Consider the following 19,647-nt stretch of genomic DNA (forward strand, 5'->3'; position numbering starts at 1 on the left):
ATACCAATTTCCAAAATGGCAACGCCATTTTGGAAATTGGTATAACCCCAAAGATATCGATTAGAATGTATTACAAAACTACACATTTGCAGGAGTTTTATGGATACTATCGATTTAGAAAAGCTGGTGCAAAAAGGCTACTACGTCACATTAGGGGCAACATCATCGTTAATTGAGGTAATCCAAGATCCCATTAAACGCGAAGAAAACCTCAAAATGTTGGGACGGAGTTTAGATGAAATAACTCAAACTCTTGCTGAAAAAGGTGTGACGACGGAAGCAGAGGCTCGGAGCTATGTTGATAGTTTTATCTCACAGCAGGTTAGTGGTAAGTCTACCGACAATTCAGAAGCAGCAGGCTTAACGACAGTGACAACTACTGCGAAAACTGTCGACGATGTCGCTCCTGAAAAGTCCGATCAAAAGGTCAAAGCGAGTATACGCGATGAAATTGAAGAACTCACGCAACAGCTAGCAAGTTTGCGTTCTGAATTAGAACAGTTACGTTCAAACTAATCAACAAGAGACGCAAAGCGTCTCTTGTTGATAGAAATAATTTTTAGATCGTAGATCGCGAAAGACGAAATATTACAATCTCGTAAATAGCATAGATAAAGGAAAGGGGCTTAAGCCCCTTTCCTTTATCTATGCTATCTATGCGCTAAACCGATCGCTTGTTGAATATTACCCAAACCATGATCATCAAGCTTAGTCAATAAGCCTTGCAAAATCTGTTTGACGACCAAAGGTCCCTCATAAATTAAGCCCGTATAAATCTGCACGAGCGAAGCACCCGCCGTAATTTTTTGCCAAGCATCTTCCGCCGTGAAAATGCCTCCCACACCGATAATCGGTAAACTGCCATTGGTGGTTTGCCAGATCAGGTTAATGACCGCCAAGGAGCGATCGCGTACAGGTTGACCGCTGATACCACCTGCCTCATCAGTAACGAGTTTACCCGTAGTCGCTAAATGAGTAGTGGTTAGATTCTGGCGCGAAATCGTGGTATTAGTAGCGACGATTCCTGCCACACCATAGGATTGACTCGCCTTCACCACTTCGATAATGTCCGCATCATTCAAGTCAGGAGCAATTTTTACCAGAATTGGCTTATTTGCGGTATTAATGGGCTGTAACTCGGCGAGAATCCCACATAACTGCTCCGTAGCTTGTAGATCTCGCAGATTGGGCGTATTCGGCGAACTCACATTGACCACAAAGTAATCGCCAAACTCGTAGAGCGATCGCAAACTTTCGGCATAGTCAAACTTTGCCTCAGCCAGTTCGGTAACTTTAGATTTACCAAGGTTAATACCGAGGGGAATGCCGAGTCGATGATTTGCTAAATAATTTTTGAGATCGATCGCTGTAGCGGCTGCACCACGATTATTAAAACCCATGCGATTGAGAACGGCGCGATCGCGGGGTAAGCGAAATAATCTTGGCAATGGGTTTCCCGACTGCCCCTTAGCCGTAATTGTACCCACCTCCGCAAAGCCAAAGCCAATATTTTCCCAAGCCCCGATCGCTTCTGCATTTTTATCAAACCCTGCCGCTAAGCCCACGGGATTATCAAATTTTAAGTTCCATAGTTCCTGTGACAGCCGAGAATCGCTATAGTAAAAGAGAGACTTGGCGATCGCTTGCATTATTGATGACTCACTTATCCGACGACAAGTAGCGATCGCTAAATGATGGGCTGTTTCAGGCTCAAAGGAAAACAATAGGGGATGAATCCCATATTGATAGGCATATTTATAGGCAACACTTAACATAGGTTTAAGAAGAATAGGTTTTAGAGCCTGCCGTGCGAATCACGACATACTCGGCTGTGATAAGAATTTAAGGAGTACATTTTTCAATGATATGGCAACTACTGACCGCACCCCTCGATGGACTAGTCTGGATCGCAGAACAAATCGAAGAAAGAGCAACCACCGAGTTAGAAAAAACTGAGAACTTGCAAAAGCGACTCACCACTTTACAACTAAAATTCGATCTTGGCGATATCAGCGAAGCAGATTTCATTACTCAAGAACAAGAAATTTTAGAAGCAATGGAAGCAGAAATGGACGAAAACAAAGAATAAGATAGGGCGCTAGGCTTTTATACCAATTCCTAAAATGGCGTTGCCATTTTGGGAATTTCAAAACCTTACTGGGTTTGTTTTTTAATTCCCAAAAGTGTTATCACACTTTTGGGAATTGGTGTTATATCTTATTACTGAAAAAATGGTGCAAAACAATGGAAATTAGCGAGCTAATTAATAGCTACCAATCAGGGCGGCGCAACTTTGCAGGAGTCAATCTCAGTAAGACTGATATGAATGGAATTGACTTAAGTAATGCCGATCTAAGTGGTGCAAACCTTAGTGAATCGAGTCTTTATGGAGCAAACTTAAGCAATAGTAAACTCAATGGCGCAGATCTAAATAGAGCAAAACTATATCGTTCCAATCTCGTTAGTGCTAACTTTAGTGGTTCTGATTTGGGAGAAACCGATCTCAGCGAAGCCAATCTCAGTGACGCAAGACTATACGGAGCAAATTTGTACGGGGCAATTTTAAATAAGGCGAAATTACCTCGCGCTAAGCTGACGGGAGCCAATATGGGCAAAGCCAAGCTCAATCGCGCCGATCTCAGTGAAGCGATTCTCAGGGATGCCAGACTGTTTGGCGCAAGTCTCAATGAAAGTATGTTGCAGCGAGCCGATCTCAGTCGAGCGAGCTTAAATGGGGCAAACCTCAATAAAGCCATGCTATGTGAGGTTGACCTGACCTTTGCGAGTTTGTATGGGGCAAGTCTATGCGATGCCGATTTGAGCGAAGCCGATCTGACCAGTGCCAACCTCCAAGGTTCCGATCTCACGCGCGTAAATTTCTACAAAGCCAATCTGAGTAAATCTAAGTTTGCCGATACAGTTACCGAAGGGATGCAAACCAAGGAAGCTAATTTAACTGGCATTATTTGGAATTAGCTCTATAGCAATGTAGGTTTTGCACAAGCACATACCCAAACAAGATGAATGGCGGCGCTTTATGCCGCCATTCATCTTGTTTGGGTATATCATTCCTTATTTATTCCCATAGGCTAACCATGCCAAATTCACCAAGGCGTTAAATATAGTTACCGCCGCGATCGCACTGCCCTTACGCCCATCTACTCGAATATGCGGAATTAGTGAATCATTCAAGCGTGACTTGATCACATCGGTATCGATAAAGCCAGCAGGAGTACCAATCACCAGAGTGGGTTTTACATCCTCTAGTTCGATCAAATCCACCAAGGTAGCTAGTGCCGTTTGGGATTCACCAATCACAAAAATAGCTTCAGGGTATCGTCTTGCTAAAGTTTCAATTCCCCAAGCCGCTTGAGTTTTACCCTTTTGAGGACGAGTGATTGCTTCAACTGCGCAATAGATTGGATTAGCAAAGGTATCGCAGATTTGAGGAAATATCCCCGCTTGAACCATGGGCACATCGACAATGATGGTCGTACGGGTAGCGAGAGCGGTACTACCAGCCTGTAATGCATGTTCTGAAAACCTGACTAAGTCTTTATATTCAAAATCTGCGGTGGCATAAATGACTTGACGCACAATCTCATATTCGGAGGGGGAGAAAGAATGCTCGCCAATTTCGCTGTCAATTGTTGCTAAGCTTTGTGCGTCCGTAATATGCCATTCCATAGAGTTATGCGATCGATATTTAAGTTGAGAGTTTGCGACATTTTACATTTTTGCCGATGCAATCAGGTATGACCGTACCACATCAGGTGAATATATAAAACCCAGAGCTTTATATAGCAGTCCTAAATCATTTGTAGATTTTGGGAATCAAGCTTCATCGGGAAGATAAATATTTTGCCTAACACAGTTGCGTCCCTCGGCTTTGGCGAGATATAGGGCGCGATCGGCAGATTTGAGTAAGTGCGCAACTTGAAAATCTTGCGGTGGGAAAAGCGTCGCAACACCACAACTAATCGTGACATGATCCGCAACTTTTGAGTAGGCATGGGGCAATTGCATCGATCGCACAATTTCGTTCGCCCTAATTGCCACATTCATACCACCATCCGCATCGGTATTAGGCAAAATAATTGCAAATTCTTCTCCTCCATAACGCGCTACTAAATCCGCAGGACGATTAGTGGACTTACCGATCGCCTGTGCGACTTCTTGGAGACAGCGATCGCCTTCTTGATGCCCGTAGTTATCGTTATAGTTTTTAAAAAAATCGATATCACATAGTACTAGGGAAATTGGCAGTTGCTCCCGATGAGATCGCCGACATTCCTGTTCGAGATATTCATCTAAACATCGACGGTTGGCAACTTGGGTTAAGCCATCAATGGATACCAATCGCCTTAATTCTTGGACGACGATTGCTAATTGTTGATTAGCAGCTTCAAGCTGCTGGCGCAGATTGGCTTGATCGAGCAGTCGGCGAACCCTTTGGCGCAATACCGCCCAATGGATTGGTTTAGTTACATAATCAGAAGCACCCACCTCATAGGCACGATCGACGGATTCGCGATCTTCGAGGGCGGTAATAATTAAAACAGGAGTGTGATCTCCATGGGGCAGCTTTTGCAACTGCGAACAACATTCAAATCCATCGAGAATGGGCATCATCGCATCTAACAAGATCATATCTGGTTGGCATTCTTGGTAGATCCTTAAAGCCTCCATACCATCGGAAGCTTCTACCACTTGATAGTTTTCCCGCTCCAGATAGCGCACCAAAATTTTTCTCATAAACAGATCGTCATCCACAATTAAAATCAGCGCAGGCTTGGATGGCGACAGGTCGAGAATATTTAGTTCTTGGATTGGATGCTTATTGCGATCACTAATATCGTCGATTGCCATTACATAATTAGACAGTGAAATTAACATTAATCATAGATTCTTCTAATGTAAGAGTTTAGTGATATTTTTGCCGCTCTAACTCAGTTTTAACATGGGCAAATTCATCAGCAATTTTATTGATTTTGAGATCTAAACCCTCGTATTTACTATTACGTAGATTTGTTTCCAACTCATGGCATAGTATTGCTAGATCTTCTCCGCCAATCACGCTGCTACTAGATTTTAAAGTATGGGCTGTCCTCAATATCTTTTCAAAATCTCTCTGTGCAAAGCTAGTATATAGCTCTTGGAGTAGAGATCGCGCATTATCTAAGTAACTATCAATCAATTCATTCAAAAAATTAGGATCTTCACCACCGATATGAATGGCTGCTTCATGAAGAGTGGTCATATTAATTGAAGTCATAATGGATGAATTATTAGGAGTAGCCGCAGGACATTCTTGTAAAACTCTCACAAGTTCAGAGTTGCGGATCGGTTTGCTGAGATAGTCATCCATCCCTGCGGCAAGACAAATCTCGCGATCGCCTTGCATGGCATTAGCCGTCATGGCAACGATGCGGGGTCTGGTTGCTAGCTTACCATTTTGCCAGTTTTGATAGATTTTTTGAGTCGCATCAATGCCATCCATAACAGGCATCTGCATATCCATAAAAATTAAGTCATAGGGCTGTTGTAATAACGCGTCAATTACCTCTAGCCCGTTAGCAGCAACATCCGCACGATAGCCCATCCGCTGCAAAATATGGATCGCAACTTTTTGGTTAATCACATTATCTTCCGCGAGTAAAATCCTTAGGGGGTGATTTCTTGCCATAAGCGGATCGAAGGCAAATCCCTTGGCATGGTGGTTGAGGACAGCAGGAATTTGAACTATTGTCGAGCGGTTACGACGCTCTTCTAAATTTTTGGCGGCAGGTTCAGTTTTATTGTCAGTTTTATATTTGGGCGATCCTAAAGAAGTTAATTGTGAATCGGCAATGCTAATCGATGTGAGTCGATCGCCATTGTTCGCAGGTACAGTAATTGTAAAGTAAAAAGTAGAGCCCTGCTGGACATCACTCTCTACCCACATAGTGCCGCCCATCAGTTCGCACAAATGCTTACTTATGGCTAGCCCCAGTCCAGTCCCCCCATATTGCCTTGTGGTCGATGCATCGACTTGGCTAAAGGGCTGAAACAAACGATAGAGACGATCGCTAGGTATGCCGATTCCCGTATCCTTAACCGCAAATTGTAAGGTTCTTAATAATTGAGTTTCTTCATAGCGATCACTATAGCGATCGCTAAGCTCACAGTGCAAATAATGCGATATCTCCATTTGGGAGATCGAGATATTCACAGAACCACGACTGGTAAATTTAATGGCATTACCAATTAAATTCGCTAAAACTTGGCGTAGCCGCGTCATATCGCCAACCACAATTAAATCCACATCGGGATGGATAAAATAGTCTAGGTCGATCCCTTTTTCGACAGCCTTAGCCCACAGCAGTTCGATCGTATCTTCCAGACAAGTTCGCAAATCAAAGGTTTGTTCTTCCAGTTCGAGATGTCCAGATTCAATCTTAGAAAAATCTAAAATATCATTAATGATCGTGAGGAGGGTGCTGCCTGCATTGCGAGCAATCTCGACAAATTCCCGCTGCTCTCTGGTTAAATTCGTATCTAATAAAACCCCTGTCATGCCAATTACCGCATTCATTGGCGTGCGAATCTCATGGCTCATCGTTGCTAAAAATTCACTCTTCGAGCGATTGGCAGTTTCGGCAATAATCCTCGCTTCTTCTAATTCCGCATTCTGCTTAATTAATTGTTCGCGTTGGCGGGTTTCTTGGATGAGCAGTTGAGCTTGGGACAATGCAATACTAACTTGGTTAGCAACGGCTTTTAGTAAATCTATTTCCTCAGATGTCCATGTGTGAAAGCTATTGCAATGATGCAATAAAATAATGCCATTGGTAAGGCTATGGGATGAAGTGCGGATTGCTAATAGCGATCGCAGTTGCATCCGATAAAATAATTCGCCAAATTCATCCAAATCTGGATCGGTATAAACATTGGCAATGGCGATCACTTCATCTTGACTAGAAATTTTTTGCCCGAAAGCACTATTTAGTAAAGGCAGTTCGTAGTCTTTTACGGAAAATATTTTCTCGGCTAATTGTTCGGATATTAGAGAAATTTGAGGTGACTGCAATGCGTCATGATTGGGATATTCTAATTTGTAGATCAGGCAACGGCTGGCGTGAAAAGCCTGTTGGATCTGATGAGCCGCCGTTTGAAAAATACTCTCCACATCAAGGCTCTGACGAATCTCATCGGTAATGCGATTTAGTAATACCGTGAGGCGCATTTGCCGCTTTAAGCCTTTCTCGGCTTCTTTGCGATCGGTGATATCGGATTGAATACCAATAAAATGGGTGACTTTACCAGTATTGTCAAAGATAGGCGAAATATTTAATTCATTCCAAAATAGCGAACCATCTTTGCGATAATTCCGAATCACAACTCGACAGGATTCCCCCTGTTTAACAGCATTACGAAGAATTTCTTTTTCTTGTTGGAATAGATCGCTTCCCTGCAAGAATCGGCAATTCTTTCCCATTATTTCGCTAGCTGTATAGCCAGAAATTTTTTCAAAGGCGGAATTCACGTAGACGATAGGATTGTTGGGCAATCGCACGTCCGTAATGACAATACCATTCTGACTAGCCGCGATCGCTCTTTCCTGAAGCCGCAGTGTTTCTTCAAACTTTTTGCGATCGCTAATGTCAAAGCGAATTGCCAAATATTGCATCGGCAGACCGCGCTCGTCGAGCAAGGGAACGATCGTGCTATCTGTCCAATAGTAGGTTCCATCTTTAGCCCGATTGCAAATTTCTCCCCGCCATACCTTCCCATTGGCGATCGTATGCCACAGATCGGCAAAAAAATCAGGGGAATGATAATCTGAGTTAATCAGCCGATGATTTTGCCCTAACAGCTCAACATCGCTATAGCCAGAGATCTCGCAAAACTTGCCATTGGCATAGGTAATTTCCCCGTCCAAATTGGTGACGGCTACGATCGCCGCTTGATCTAGAGCAAATTTTTGAAACGCCAGCTCCCGCAGGGTTATTTGAAGTTGTTTTTCATTCTGTTTTCGTTTGGAGATATTACTGGCAACTAATAAAAATCCTGAAATTTGCCCCTGATCATCTTGTAAAGCAGAAATGGAAAGCATTACGGGAAACTGTTCCCCATCTTTGCGAATGTATGTCCACTCAGTCTCTTCAACTTCTCCTAATTTCACTTTAGCGACAAATACCTCAAAACCCGCAGAGATAGAATATCCCAGTTCATCGGTTAAGGCGATCGCTCGTTGTTGGACTTCTAACGGATCGTGAAAGCATTCGGGTGTAAAATTCCCAATTGTTTCTGAAGCTGTATACCCCAACCAACTTTCAGCGGTCGCATTAAAAGCACGGATCACTCCCTCAAGATCGGTTGCGATAATTGCATAGTTAACGCTATTGACAATAGCCTGATGCAGTTTTAAGGAATCCTTGATGGAATTCGTTTTATTCGTTGTTTTCTTGGTCATCCCCTTAACTGAAAATCAATTGAAAAATTCCCGTACTTTGTCGGGTAAATTGGTAAATCGCCATTGATAATCGCCATTAATAAATGTTGGCATAATTTAGGAGGCTAGATGCGAATTTAATCCCAAAGCAGGTAAAGGTTCGTATACTGCATAATATATTGCTCATATGCTATGGATTTACGAATATGTCACGGAGAGATTCAGACTTAACGCTCTTAGAAACCTTCTGGTAGTATCTATCCCCTCGAAACCGCAAGTTAACCCCCCAGACAGTAAAGCAATTCAAAAGATTATTTTTGAGATTTAGTTTGAGATTTAGTTTGGGATTATTTTGGAGATTTAGTTTGCATCCATGCCTTTTTCTATTCTATATCATAAATCATTGATCAGTTTTTGAGAGTAACTTATGAGTTTATCGGACACAATCGCCGCGATCGCCACGGCAATTTCTCCACAACAGGGGAGTGTCGGAATTGTGAGGCTTTCGGGAGATCGATCCGTGGCGATCGCCCAACAAATTTTTGCTATCGGAGGAAAACAAGTATGGGAAAGTCATCGCATTCTCTATGGTTATGTCAAAAACCCAGTTACAAAGGCGATTGTTGATGAAAGCCTATTGCTACTGATGAAAGCACCGCGCTCCTTTACCCGCGAGGATGTCGTAGAATTTCATTGTCATGGTGGAATTATGGCAGTCCAGCAAGTACTCAACCTTTGCCTAGAAAATGGGGCAAGACTCGCCGAAGCAGGGGAATTTAGTTTGAGAGCTTTTCTCAATGGCAGAATCGATCTTACCCAAGCCGAGAGTATTAATGACTTAGTTGGAGCGAAATCAGCCCAAGCGGCTCAATCGGCGATCGCTTCCCTAAGAGGAAAACTCGCTCAGTCTTTAAAGTATCTGCGCGGTAAATGCTTAAATGTCTTAACGGAAATTGAAGCGCGGATTGATTTTGAGGATGATTTACCGCCACTAGATGGGGAATGGGTAAAAGCGGAAATTTTTCATGTTTTCCAAGAAGCTCAAAAGATCCTCGCGACAGCCGATCGCGGCGAACTATTGCGAACGGGGCTAAAAGTTGCCATTGTTGGTCGTCCTAATGTGGGTAAATCGAGTTTACTCAATGCATGGAGTCGGAGCGATCGAGCTATTGTTACGGATTTGCCAGGCACAACTCGCGATGTGGTTGATTCGCAGTTAGTCGTCGGAGGGATTCCCATTCAAGTTCTCGATACGGCTGGAATCAGGGAAACGGAAGATATTGTCGAAAAGATCGGTGTAGAGCGATCGCGCCGAGCCGCGCAGTCTGCCGATTTAGTTTTAATGGTCGTTGATGCTACTGTGGGCTGGATCGCGCAAGATACAGAAATCTACGAGACTGTCTGCGATCGCCCAATCGTGCTGGCGATCAATAAGATCGATAAGATCGATTTTGCCATCGATTCCCTCACAATTCCCCTAGAACAAGATCTGAAAAATGGAAAGATTCCGATAGTCAGAACTGCGGCTTCCCAACAAAGGGGAATTGAAGAACTCGAAAATGCGATTTTGCAATGTATTCACCAAGATCGCATCGCTGCTGCAAATATGGAAGTTGCGATCAACCAACGCCAGAAAGCTTGTCTGCTAAGAGTTGTACAATCCTTAGCTAATGTCCAAGTAGCGATCGCTGATCAGTTACCCCTAGACTTTTGGACGATCGATTTGCGAGCTGCCATCAGTGCGATCGGTGAAATTACGGGAGAGGAGGTCACAGAGTCAGTACTAGACCAAATTTTCAGTAGATTTTGTATTGGTAAGTAGCTAAGACCAGAGAGCATATACCGCCCGCTGCGCGGGCAGTATATGCTCTTCTGGGTTTTAAGTTTACTTGTAGCCTTAGCCTAAAAGATTCAGCGCTTTGCGCTCAAATCCAAACCAAGAAACTGTTTGAGAGTGTTGCTTCGCAACACTCTCAAACAGTTTCTTGTGGTTCTTTTGATAACTCAACCATTGGTATAAAACCCAAGAACAGAATGGCGGTGCGTCACGCCGCCATTCTGTTTTATATCGTAATCAATCAATTTAATCAATTCATGCGCGTAGTTAAGCGATCTCCTGTCAGAGTTAAAAAATTCCATACGTAGACAGGCACAATTACAACGCATTGCGCTGTAAATATAAATATAAAACCTAAAAGCTGTAGCACAGCCTGCGCTACAGCTTTTGACTCTGTTTTTTAGTTATGCCCAGCTACTTAGACTTTACAGAGAGAAACCCTATGACATATAAGAAAAAATATAAGAAAAACATGCAAATTGCATTATTGAGATTTGCTATATCTGTATGTATATGTATATCCATAGGTTATTGCCTTTTGCTTGTTACTCAAAGCCAAGCCTTCGCGGCAATTCCTGAGAATACAAAATCTATATCTCAAGAAATAATCCCAACGTTAACAGAATCATTAACCCTGAAATCAGAGGTTGATAGCTTTCTCAATTCTATTCCATCAGGGTATTACACGATCGCTACCGTTAAGGAATTGAAAAGGGAAATCGATACGACTCAACCTCTTTTAGTAGATGTAAGAGAAAGATCTGAGTATCAAGGTGAAAAGATTGCTATCTCAAAAATTCGTGAACTCCAAGAGGGTGCAGGACAGGTGGTATATTAAGTACGACAGCCTCTCAAGGATCAACATGGTAATAACTGGCAAGCGATCGCCTTTAAACGCATCAGAGAGGATGGGAAAACCAGCTTTTTTCTGCGTTTGGTGGGCTTCCCTAAAGCAGCAGCAATAGATCGCAGTCAACCCCTTACTTTGACTAATTCCCTAGGCAAAATCTTGACAGCTAACGACGCTTCTAGCGGCATCTTTTCGGATTCAACGGATTCATTCGCTCCCACGCCGAATGTCGGACAGTACGATCTCCAACCCATTTTATCGCAGCTACAAATTGAGCTTCCTTTAAAATTATCACTACCCATTATGGGAGATGAGGCTATTAGTTTGCCCGTTCCTTCTTCTTTTGTCGAGGAATGGCAAGCAGTTGATAAATTACAGCCATAAAGAAAGAAGGCTTACGCCTTCTTTCTTTATGGCTATAATACCAATTCACTGAAGTGAGCCAACACTTCAATGAATTAAAAAACAAACCGAGTAAGGTTTTGAGATTCCCAAAATGGCAACGCCATTTTGGGAATTGGTATAAGAGAGAGGTGGAGCAAAGCGCCACCTCTCTTTAGGGGGTTTAAACAGTTGCAACTACAGGCAATTCATCCGTAGCTTCAGGGCTATTCTGCTCTGAAGGAGGAACGACTTGCCAGAACTTCGGCAGATAAATCGACCAGTTATCGAGAACTTCCTTCGCTCTAGAACTACCAGTATTCTCATAGCTAGATTGAATCAATTCCTTCAACTGATTCTCGCCCGCAACCGTGCTAACTCTTTGCACCTTAAGAGTCTCTTGGCTGAGACGCTCTTTGAACTTGCCATCGATATCGAGGAAGTACGCAATACCGCCTGTCATGCCCGCACCAACATTGCGACCAGTCGTTCCCAATACCACGATCGCACCGCCTGTCATATACTCGCAGCAGTGATCGCCAGTACCTTCCACAACGGCTTTTGCGCCAGAGTTGCGAACTCCGAACCGTTCGCCAGCGCGACCATGCACGAAAAGATAGCCGCCCGTTGCACCATAGAGGCAGGTATTACCAACGATCGCATTATCGGCAGGATTGAAGTTACAGTCAGGCTTAGGCTTGATGCTGATACTGCCACCATTCATCCCTTTCCCGATATAGTCATTGGCTTCACCAGCTAAGGAGAGATGCAAACCATTGATATTAAATGCACCAAAGCTCTGCCCCGCAGCCCCAACAAACTCAAGATGCAGACTGCTAGCGAGCCCAGAGTTACCGTACTGCTTAGCGATCGCTCCTGAGACTCTCGCAGGAACCGAGCGATCGGTGTTAACAATCGCATAGGTTTTGGTGAGGTCAGTTTGATTAGCGATCGCTGATTGGACTTCGAGATCGGCCAAAATCTCATCATCGAGCACTGCACCATTGCTATGGGAAATCGGGGAATGTTCTAACCAATCGCGATCGTTTTTGGTGTCGGGTAAATTGATCAGGCAGCCCATATCGACTTGGTTGATATCGAGTTTCGCTAGCTTTAAGTCCTGACGTTGAGCCAATAGATCGGAACGTCCGATGATGTCTTTTAGAGACTTGTACCCCAGCTTGGCAAGGATTTGACGAACTTCTTCCGCAACGAAATAGAGGAAGTTAACCACATGATCGGGCGTGCCTGGGAAACGTTTGCGGAACTGCTCTAGCTGCGAAGTTACGCCCACGGGACATTTGTTAGTGTGGCAGACTCGCGCCATGATACAGCCTTCCGCAATCATGGCAGCAGTACCAAAGCCAAATTCCTCGCCGCCAAGCAGCGCGGCAATCGCCACATCCCAGCCAGTTTTAAAGCCACCATCCACTCGTAACAATACGCGATCGCGCAGTTTATTGCCCATCAGTACCGTATGTACTTCCGCGAGCCCCAGTTCCCAAGGCGAACCAGCGTGCTTGATCGAGCTTAAGGGAGATGCACCCGTACCACCGTCATAGCCTGAAATTTGAATGATATCCGCATTTGCTTTCGCCACACCCGCAGCGATCGTGCCAATCCCGATTTCTGATACCAGTTTTACCGATACTTTTGCCGTGGGATTAATTTGATGCAAATCGAAGATCAACTGCGCGAGATCCTCAATGGAATAAATATCGTGGTGTGGAGGAGGAGAAATCAGCGACACCCCTGGCTTGGAATTTCGCAGCATCGCAATGTAGCTGCTCACTTTCGGTCCTGGTAACTGTCCGCCTTCCCCTGGTTTCGCTCCTTGAGCAACCTTAATTTCTAATTGATTAGAACTTACCAGATAGGAAGGTGTCACCCCAAAACGTCCCGAGGCAATTTGTTTGATGGCGGAATTCGCTGTGTCGCCATTTTTTAAACCCTTGAGGTGAGGAAAAGTTGCTGAGATGCCATTTGCGTCGACATCATTAATGGGTAAGTAGCGAATGGGATCTTCCCCACCTTCGCCGCAGTTGGACTTGCCACCTACACGATTCATGGCGATCGCAAGAACTTCATGGGCTTCACGGCTCAGAGCGCCAAGGGACATCGCCCCCGTACAAAAGCGTTTCAGAATTTCCGAGACATCCTCTACTTCTTCTAGAGAAATGCTAGGGCGATCGCTCTTAAATTCCAACAGATCCCGTAAAGCCGTTGGAGTGCGATTTTGCAATTGCGTCCGATAGACTTCGTAATGGTCGTAACCATCACCAGCCACCGCCTTATGCAAAGCTTTCGCCATTTCGGGGCTGTTCATATGGTATTCACCCGTAGGGCGATACTGGACAAAGCCATAATTTTCCAGTTTCTTGAGTAGCAATTCGGGGAAAGCTTGCCCGTGGAAAGTCAACAGTTCCGAGGCAATATCGGCAAAGTTTACGCCGCCAACGCGAGATACTGTGCCCTTAAAGCATTGCTCGATCACTTCAGCCCCAATGCCGATCGCTTCAAAAATTTGTGCGCCGCTATAGCTTGAGAGGAGGGAGATGCCCATTTTGGAGAGAATTTTTAACAAGCCACCTTCCACAGCCTTGCGATAGCTATCTTGAACTTGAGCGATCGTTAAAGCCTTAATTTTGCCCTGCTGCATCTGCATTTGCGTCTTGGCTTTGCCCCACCACTGACGAGTGGTTTCAAAGGCGAGATAGGGACAAATCGCACTGGCTCCATAGCCGATCAAGCAGGCAAAATGGTGCGTGCTCCAACATTGGGCTGTGTCAACCACAATCGAAGCCTTCATCCTTAGCCCTTCAGCACAGAGACGGTGATGCACTGCACCGACTGCTAACAGGGGTGGAATATAGGCATTCTCAGCATTCAAGTTCCGATCGCTTAAAATCAGTAATTTCGCCCCGTCGCGAACTGCGGCTACGGCAACATCGCTGAGCTTGGCGATCGCATCCTTTAGTCCTGTCGCCCCTGAAGCGATCGGGAACAGGATCTCTAGTTTTTTGGTTGCAAAGCCCAAGGATTGAAGTTCCTCCAGTTCTACTTCATTAATCACGGGACTCTTGATTTTAATCTGGTTAGCAGCTTCAGGCGTGGCAATGAGCAGATTTGCCCTCTCTCCCAAAAACATCGCCAACGACATGACCGTTCCTTCACGGAGCGGATCGATGGGGGGATTGGTCACCTGAGCGAAGCGCTGTTTGAAATAATCGTAGATCAGGTGAGGGCGCTGGGATAGAAACGCCAGCGGCGCATCATCTCCCATACAGAATACTGGCTCCTTGCCATCTTGAGCCATCGCTTCGATCACCATTTCGACATCTTCGAGGGTGTAGCCAAAGGCTGTTTGGTAGGTGAGAGACTGCGATTCTTCTAAGGTAGGTTTAGTGGGGAATGGCTGACTTTCGATGTGCTTGCGATATTGCTTCGTCCATTCACCGTAGGGATGAGCTTTAGCAACCCGTTCCTTGATTTCCCAGTTATGCAAGATTTCATGGGTTTGTAAATCAACGGCAATCATTTGCCCTGGCCCGAGGCGACCCTTTTCAATGATTTCTGATTCGGGGATATCTACGGTTCCAGCCTCTGAGCTAACGATAACCATGCCATCCTTGGTAACCATGTAACGGGCAGGACGTAAGCCATTGCGATCGAGAGCCGCACCGACGATCTTGCCATCGCTAAAGGCTAACAGGGCGGGACCATCCCATGCTTCTTGCAAGCCGCTATAGTATTCGTAGAAATCGGTAATTTCGGGGCGATCGCTTAAATCTGGCTGATTTTCATAGGCTTCGGGCACGAGGATCATCATTGCCTCAAGCGGGCTATGTCCCGTCTCAATCAATAATTCAAAAACGTGATCTAAGGTTGCCGAATCGCTTTCATTGGGCTTGAGAATTGGCAAAAGATCCTTAAGGCGATCGCCTTTAGCATCGATCCAATTAGGATGGGCGAGATCGCCTTGGCGAGCGAGAAACCAATTTGTATTTCCTTGTAGGGTATTAATTTCACCATTGTGACCGAGAAAACGCATCGGTTGAGCAAGCGGCCATTTCGGTAAAGTATTGGTACTGAAGCGGCGATGATAAATGGCGTAGGGCGAGACATAATCAGGATTTTGGAGATCTTCATAAAACCGATCGAGGATCGCCGATCGCACCATGCCCTTATAAATCACTGTCGCATTAGAAAGGGAGGGAACGTAAAAATCGCTACTTTGATCGGGCGCAAGTTGCTTGATCTCTAACTTAATGCGGCGACGGGTGATATAAATTGCTCTTTCGAGTTGGTCAAGATTTTGGTGATCGGCATCCGCAATAAAAATCGCCTGCTCGATCTGAGGTTGATTTTCCCTAGCCTGAATACCTAAAACCTCTGGTCGGACAGGTACAACCCGCCATCGCAACAACTTTAGCCCCTCTTCTGCCGCAATTCTGGTAGTGATTTCGCGACATTTTGCCGCGCGATCGCTTTCCTGTGGCAGGAAAAACATCCCCAAAGCCGAATGTTCGGGATCGATGGTGAGATCGGTAAATTCTTTTTGGAGGAGCCCCCAAGGAATTGCGGTCATAAGCCCAGCCCCATCCCCAGAGTCTTGATCGGCGCTACAACCGCCACGATGCTCCATACAAGTCAAAGCTTTCAGCGCATTGCTGATGATTTTATAACTAGCTCGACCTTCTTTATCTGCAATAAATCCCACCCCACAAGCATCACGCTCTTCTACTAGCCAATAGGGCCCTTGGATCGAATTCGTATTTCCAGACTGATTAGACTGACTTGTATTCACGCGGCTCACTTCCATCGGATTAATTGTTGCTATCAAAAAAATAGGTTGAAATTATGAGATTTTTAAGTTTAGTTACGAAGCAAACATCGCTTCATCACAACTTCTCCACATTGTTAATTCTAAATTAAGCTTTTTATTAACAGCAGCAAAACTGCTAATATCTGGCTTACGTAAACTCGCTTTAAACAATTTGCTTTAAGTATCTGGGCTTAGTTAAAATTTATATCTAATAACCTGCAGCTCACGCGCAGCGTGCGCCGCAGGTTTTAGGGTTTTATATTTAATTAAGCCCACTTACTTAAACTAACTAAAATTGTTGGAAATCATTGCAAATTTCTGGTTATACCAGAGCTAGGGCTTTGGATCGCAGCTTAGCTGCTAAACCTACTACCAAATCTGTTACTCAGACTAGCCTTGAGACTAGCTCTGAATTTAGCCCTGTATTCAAGGATTTCCAAGAAGGCAGATCTCTAAGCATAACTCTTTACTTAACCCGCTGTATAGGGACTAAATAGATATTTGTAGGTATTTACTAAGTATCTATAGATATTTTTAATGTGAATTTTTTAAGTAGGTCACCCTTGATTATAGGTGACAAATATTTTTCTAGTGTTCTTTCTACTACCGTTTACGGTAGGCTTTATTATTTGAATATTATTTGAATATTATTTGAAAGTCATTTTAATTCCACCCGCAGGCGCAAGGGTAACTCCCCGACGTTGTGGCTTTACGGGGTGGCGATCGGCTAACTCCAGTTCGTAATGACGCAAAATCGTAGCTAAGACAATTTTCATCTCAAATTGAGCCAAAGCCTCACCCACGCAGCGACGGACACCACCACCAAAGGGCATAAATTCATAGGGGGAAAATTGCCGATCCAGAAACCGTTCGGGTTTAAACTGATCGGCATTTGGATACAAATCCTCGCGATGGTGGAGGAGATAGATGCAACCAACCACGATGGTTTGGGGTTCCAGATTGTATCCTAGCAATGCCACTGATTCTTGTTCGACGGCTCTAGGGAAGGTCAGCATGGCAACAGGATGAATGCGCAGCGTTTCGTTACAGACGGCAGTGAGATAGGGCAACCGAAAAATACTCATCCAATCCGTTGGATCGGCAATGCTTTTTTGCTCTTGCAATAGTTTCTCTTTGACCTCTGGCAAACGATGGATCCAATACAAAGCCCAAGACATTGCCGTTGCCGTGGTTTCATGTCCCGCTATCAATAGGGCTAGTAGTTCATCCCGTAACTCTAAATCGGTCATGCCTTTTCCTTCTTCATCCCGAGCCAATAAGAGCATCGTGAGAATATCAGTTCGATTGGGATCGGGATTGGCTCGACGTTCGGCAATTTCTAAATAAACCAATTTGTCGATCGCCTCTCTTTGGCGCACAAAATTACCCCAAGGGCTCCAAGCGCCAAGATCCTTTTGTAGAGAAGGGAAAAATAAAAATGCAGAGGTTAAGGGAGAAATGAAAAGTTCGGTCATTTGGGTCAGCAATTTTTTTATTTGCTGACAGCGATCGCCTTCATACAGACCAAACACTGCTTGGAGAATGATTTGCAGTGAAATATCCTGCATGGCATCACGGACTAGAAAAATCCTGTTAGAGGGATGTGCTTTTTGATTGTGGGCTAAAGGATTAGCAGCAGGATTGGCAGCTAAATTTTGAAAGATTTTTTGAAAGACTTTATTGGTTAAGTCAAAAATCAACTGTCCGTAGTCTTGCATTCGCGATCCGTGAAAGGCTGGCATGACCAACTGTCGGCGTTTCCTATGACTATCGCCATCCAAGCTAAATATGGAAGAATCTCCCACAACTGGGCGTAAAATGCCATTCAATTCCCCAGGAGCGCTAAATTGCTTGCGATCGTTCGTTAAAATTTGCTGAATGGCTTGGGAGTCATTCACAAATACGATTGAGTTACCAAAACCAATGATTTTTGCCGCAAAAATATCTGGATATTTTTTTACTGCCGTTTCCATATAGCCAATGGGGTTGGCAATCCACTGAATTTGCTGCCATAAAGGCATAGTTTCAATAGAGTTGACTGATTTGAGCATACTTTCAGTTGTGGACATATATTTGGAGCGTATTTGGGGCATATGTGCAGATGGAGGCGCATGGGTTTCGGATAGGAGATTTTTTTAGAGATTGCAAGCAGCTCGATCTCCAAAATTTTAAGAATCTCAACGTTTTGCCGCGATCGCCCAGTAATTGAGCTTTACTCAAGATATAGAGACTATAGATTTAAAAACTAGGTTTAAAACAATGTTTCAACAAATTTTATTAGCTGTTGATGGCTCGGGGCGATCGCGCGAAATGATGAATATGCTGCTAGCCTTACCTAGTATGCAAAACTTGCAAATCAATGTCCTCCATGTTATCCCCAACTCCATTAACTCGGATGCCATTACTGAATATCGTCTCGCAGGGGAAAAAATTGTCGAAAGAGAAGTTAAAAATTTGCGCTTAGCTTCTGGCAATAGTACTGTTGCCCTACTTAAAGAGGGCGAACCAAAAGATGTCGTATGTAAAGTAGCCGAGGAGTTAAAGCCTGACCTATTGATTATGGGCTCCCGTGGGATGGGTCGCCTGCAAGCAATTTTGGCGAACTCGGTCAGTCAATACGTTTTCCAATTGTCCGATTCACCCATGTTACTGATCAAGGATGATGTTTACATCAAAACCATTCGCAATGTGATGGTGTCCGTCGATGGTTCGGCATCGTCCAATAATTGTCTTGATTTGGCAATTAAACTAATAAGCGGCGCAAAGGATGTAGAAATTTTCTTGGTCAGGGTAGTAAAACGCAAGGAAGATGCTAATGCTAGCACTGACCCAGTTCTCATCGAAGCGAGTGCTAAACTCAAGCGATTGAATGTTCCATCGCGCTCTTTTATCAGTTCGGGTGACATTGGTAAAGAAATTTGTAAGCTTGCGGATGAGGCAAATGCTAGCTTGCTGATGATTGGTTCTCCCGATCGCCGTCCTTCGATCGCCCGTAGTTTACCCGATCTCGATCGCTTACTAGGTTCGTCGGTATCTGACTACGTACGTGTCAATGCGACCGTCCCCGTACTACTAACCCGCACCATCGAATAAGCAGTTATAGCAAGTTAAGAAATGGCTACGCCATTTCTTAACTTGCTACTGCTTTACGCCCTTCCCGCTATAAAATTAGACATTAAAAACCAAGAATTAGCGTTGCGGCGCTTCGTGCCGCAACGCTAATTTTTCACTGGGAAGGGAGTAACTTGAAAACCATTAGGGACTTGCGAGAAAATAAGATACCAGTCCAGATCTACCAGAGTCGGTGGCGCGGCGGAGCC

The 19,647-nt window shown here is 44.4% G+C and carries 12 protein-coding genes and 1 pseudogene; 7 read left to right on the forward strand and 6 right to left on the reverse strand.

What is annotated here, in order from left to right; genetic code table 11:
- Positions 1 to 99 precede the first annotated feature (99 nt).
- The gene (locus AC805_RS17930) at positions 100 to 516 is read left to right on the forward strand and encodes a hypothetical protein (RefSeq protein ID WP_055076651.1); all 417 of its coding nucleotides are present in this window, start codon (positions 100 to 102) and stop codon (positions 514 to 516) included.
- Between the two features lie 134 nt (positions 517 to 650).
- On the opposite strand, the gene AC805_RS17935 is transcribed toward AC805_RS17930, so the two are convergent.
- Positions 651 to 1,775, reverse strand: coding sequence for a quinone-dependent dihydroorotate dehydrogenase (locus tag AC805_RS17935; RefSeq protein ID WP_055076652.1), 1,125 nt, complete (start codon positions 1,773 to 1,775; stop codon positions 651 to 653).
- 86 nt (positions 1,776 to 1,861) lie between these two features.
- On the opposite strand from AC805_RS17935, the gene AC805_RS17940 reads away from it, so the two are divergent.
- Positions 1,862 to 2,089 (forward strand): gas vesicle protein GvpG, encoded by a 228-nt coding sequence (locus tag AC805_RS17940; RefSeq protein ID WP_009625985.1) that lies wholly within the window; start codon positions 1,862 to 1,864, stop codon positions 2,087 to 2,089.
- A 155-nt stretch (positions 2,090 to 2,244) separates the two neighbouring features.
- Positions 2,245 to 2,976, forward strand: a complete 732-nt coding sequence (locus AC805_RS17945) for a pentapeptide repeat-containing protein (RefSeq protein ID WP_055076653.1) — start codon at positions 2,245 to 2,247, stop codon at positions 2,974 to 2,976.
- A 96-nt stretch (positions 2,977 to 3,072) separates the two neighbouring features.
- Here AC805_RS17945 and AC805_RS17950 read toward each other — a convergent pair whose 3' ends face one another.
- From AC805_RS17950 to AC805_RS17960, 3 genes are all read right to left on the reverse strand, one after another.
- The gene (locus tag AC805_RS17950; RefSeq protein ID WP_055076654.1) at positions 3,073 to 3,687 is read right to left on the reverse strand and encodes a precorrin-8X methylmutase; all 615 of its coding nucleotides are present in this window, start codon (positions 3,685 to 3,687) and stop codon (positions 3,073 to 3,075) included.
- 147 nt (positions 3,688 to 3,834) lie between these two features.
- Positions 3,835 to 4,869 (reverse strand): PleD family two-component system response regulator, encoded by a 1,035-nt coding sequence (locus AC805_RS17955; RefSeq protein ID WP_231663630.1) that lies wholly within the window; start codon positions 4,867 to 4,869, stop codon positions 3,835 to 3,837.
- Between the two features lie 55 nt (positions 4,870 to 4,924).
- Entirely contained in the window at positions 4,925 to 8,455 is a 3,531-nt protein-coding gene (locus AC805_RS17960) for a PAS domain S-box protein (protein WP_055076655.1), read from the reverse strand.
- 406 nt (positions 8,456 to 8,861) lie between these two features.
- Between AC805_RS17960 and mnmE the strand changes: the two genes are divergently transcribed.
- The 3 genes and pseudogenes from mnmE to AC805_RS26955 form a co-directional block, all read left to right on the forward strand.
- The gene (gene mnmE / locus AC805_RS17965) at positions 8,862 to 10,256 is read left to right on the forward strand and encodes a tRNA uridine-5-carboxymethylaminomethyl(34) synthesis GTPase MnmE (protein WP_055076656.1); all 1,395 of its coding nucleotides are present in this window, start codon (positions 8,862 to 8,864) and stop codon (positions 10,254 to 10,256) included.
- A gap of 553 nt (positions 10,257 to 10,809) precedes the next feature.
- Positions 10,810 to 11,109: a hypothetical protein gene (locus tag AC805_RS26950; RefSeq protein ID WP_231663633.1), complete on the forward strand. Its 300-nt coding sequence runs from the start codon at positions 10,810 to 10,812 to the stop codon at positions 11,107 to 11,109.
- Positions 11,110 to 11,124: 15 nt separating this feature from the next.
- Positions 11,125 to 11,505 (forward strand): annotated as a pseudogene (locus tag AC805_RS26955) (DUF3122 domain-containing protein); the annotation flags it as partial.
- A gap of 181 nt (positions 11,506 to 11,686) precedes the next feature.
- On the opposite strand, the gene gltB reads toward AC805_RS26955, so the two are convergent.
- Positions 11,687 to 16,324 carry a glutamate synthase large subunit gene (gene gltB, locus AC805_RS17975; protein ID WP_055076657.1) on the reverse strand — a complete coding sequence of 1,546 codons (4,638 nt, stop codon included), beginning with the start codon at positions 16,322 to 16,324 and terminating at the stop codon, positions 11,687 to 11,689.
- 650 nt (positions 16,325 to 16,974) lie between these two features.
- Positions 16,975 to 18,396: a cytochrome P450 gene (locus AC805_RS17980; RefSeq protein ID WP_231663649.1), complete on the reverse strand. Its 1,422-nt coding sequence runs from the start codon at positions 18,394 to 18,396 to the stop codon at positions 16,975 to 16,977.
- Between the two features lie 190 nt (positions 18,397 to 18,586).
- Between AC805_RS17980 and AC805_RS17985 the strand changes: the two genes are divergently transcribed.
- Positions 18,587 to 19,420, forward strand: coding sequence for a universal stress protein (locus AC805_RS17985; protein ID WP_055076658.1), 834 nt, complete (start codon positions 18,587 to 18,589; stop codon positions 19,418 to 19,420).
- The last annotated feature ends 227 nt before the right edge of the window (positions 19,421 to 19,647 follow it).

Origin of the sequence: Pseudanabaena sp. 'Roaring Creek' (genome assembly GCF_001402795.1) — a bacterium.
Taxonomy (GTDB): Bacteria; Cyanobacteriota; Cyanobacteriia; order Pseudanabaenales; family Pseudanabaenaceae; genus Pseudanabaena.